Below are 2,296 nucleotides of genomic sequence, written 5' to 3' on the forward strand. Positions count from 1 at the left end.
GGTCTATGGGACAAAAACGACGGAATTTGAAACAGAAATGTCTCATAGAACGGCTGTATGGGACAAATTTAGTTGAAAAGTAAAATAAAATGTCCCATAGAATTCCCAGATTCACTGTCTATGGGACAAAAACGACGGAATTTGAAACAGAAATGTCTCATAGAACAGCTGTATGGGACAAATTTTGTGGGAAAATAAGCTGAAATGTCCCATAGAATTCCCAGATTCACTGTCTATGGGACAAAAACGACAGAAAGTGGAGCAAAAATGTCTCATAGAACAGCTCTATGGGACAAATTTTGTGGGAAAATAAGCTAAAATGTCCCATAGAATTCCCGGATTCGTGGTCTATGGGACAAAAACGACGGAATTTGAAACAGAAATGTCTCATAGAACAGCTCTATGGGACAAAATTAGTTGAAAAATAAGATAAAATGTCCCATAGAATTCCCAGATTCACTGTCTATGGGACAAAAACGACAGAAAATGGAGCAAAAATGTCTCATAGAACAGCTGTATGGGACAAAATTAGTTGAAAAATAAAATAAAATGTCCCATAGATGTACCGGATTCCCAGTCTGTGCCTTATGCGCAAATAAGTGCTTGAAGAATCTTCAATATAACAAGTTAGGAAAATAATTTTTTGAAAAATCCCTTTACGCCATTCTCAGTTGTGTCCAAATTGTCTTTAATCGTTACAGATTCAGACTCATCCGAAACAAAGATATTCTCTTTATCTACCGCATAATCGTGGGCAAGGACAAGACCTATGTCGGTATCATGTTCCTTATTTTCAACGATGGTAAAAGGAATATTGTACTTATTTGCAATTTTCACATACTTACTTAAATATTCGTAGTCGACTGAACCGTTCAGTAATAGCTTTGCTTTTGCGTTCTTTTTCATTCCTTGTTCAACTTCTTTGTATATGGTTGAGTTATACACTTGGCTTACAGTTAAGGCAACAACAATTCGCTCCCGGAACGTACCAAGAAATTTCTTTTTCTCCTCGGGGTTTATTTCCTTTTTCCCATATATTCCTTGGTTTAAGTAATCTTCTAAGTTTGGTCCATTCTGCATGAAGTTCACCCTTATTATTTTTTTCGCCTCTACCAGTTATTATATAATAAATTGTGCAGAAATTTACATGTTCCGAGGTTTTTATGAAATTTGTATAATTAAGATAATGGTTGATGTGCCCTCTATTCCCAAAATCCCTCAATACCAATTATTTTTTAAAAGGCTATGTCACAACAAATAGTTGATAAATGAGATTTTTTTGTATGAGAGCATTAAAACTCTCCTACAATCTGGGATTTTGAAGTCTGAACTGTACCCAAAAATAGAGAAGTTTTATACTTTCTTCCGTGTCAAGAAAATTCCAACGATTGCCCCTATAAGGATAATCGGTGCTAATCTGACAAACAGCCATTCAAATGCGTGAAAAATTACTCCGATAACGGTGGTTTCAGGGTCATTATAATTCCAACCTAAGTAAGGACTATCTAATACTATTAAGACCGCAAAAATTGTTACTATGACCGTACACAATGAGATAAGTAGCCAATGAAGTATTTTTCTTCTCGTGGTCTTCCTTTGTGCAAGTTGTAAGTTTATAATCTCCAGTTTTTCGGAAATCGCTTTTAAGTCATCAACTTTCGACTCAATAACAGTTTCCCCAAGCAAAGTGCTTACGGGTGTTTCAAGCACTTCCGATATGGAGATTAACATATCAGAATCGGGAACTGACAATCCTTGCTCCCATTTCGAGATTGTTTGTCGCACCACATTCAGCTTGATAGCAAGTTCTTCTTGCGAAAGTCCTTTTGATTTTCTGATTGCTTTAATGTTTTCGCTTAACATTAGGGATAACCTCCTTTCTTTCAGTCGTTACCACTATTGTATGAGGAACTGCCCGTTGCTACAAGCAACGCATATTAACATTCAAGATTTATAGTCGTGGTAAGCTGTTGGGTATATTAGTGAGGAAGAACTAAAGCTCGTAAAATTGTTCTATATATCTTCTATTTATCCAACAAAAAGATAAATTATGATTTGTATAATTCTTATGCGACCAGTAGAACTGCTGGTCTGTTTGATAAATCTCTACATTTATCTGTTTTCAATTTGGCCAACACGAAAGTCAAAAAGATGTTCCTTTTCTCTATATCACTTTACTTGGCATAGTTTACAAGGTTGTTCCATACAAGATAGTTGCAAACCATATGTTGTGACATAGCCTTTAAGAAAAGCGCAGAGCGCCCGCTTAGCGACGTACAAACTGGAGCGCCCCGCA

At 36.2% G+C, this 2,296-nt stretch carries 2 protein-coding genes and 1 pseudogene; all 3 read right to left on the reverse strand.

All coding sequences use genetic code 11. From position 1 onward, the window contains the following. Nucleotides 1-627: 627 nt before the first annotated feature. Nucleotides 628-1,080 carry a YueI family protein gene (locus tag LIZ98_RS17245; protein ID WP_227091860.1) on the reverse strand — a complete coding sequence of 151 codons (453 nt, stop codon included), beginning with the start codon at nucleotides 1,078-1,080 and terminating at the stop codon, nucleotides 628-630. Nucleotides 1,081-1,353: 273 nt separating this feature from the next. Further along, entirely contained in the window at nucleotides 1,354-1,863 is a 510-nt protein-coding gene (locus tag LIZ98_RS17250; protein ID WP_041902860.1) for a helix-turn-helix domain-containing protein, read from the reverse strand. A gap of 203 nt (nucleotides 1,864-2,066) precedes the next feature. Then, a pseudogene (locus tag LIZ98_RS17255) lies at nucleotides 2,067-2,216 on the reverse strand (IS1595 family transposase); the annotation flags it as partial. Nucleotides 2,217-2,296: the final 80 nt, after the last annotated feature.

This window comes from Caldibacillus sp. 210928-DFI.2.18, from assembly GCF_020554505.1.
Lineage (GTDB): Bacteria > Bacillota > Bacilli > Bacillales > Caldibacillaceae > Caldifermentibacillus > Caldifermentibacillus hisashii.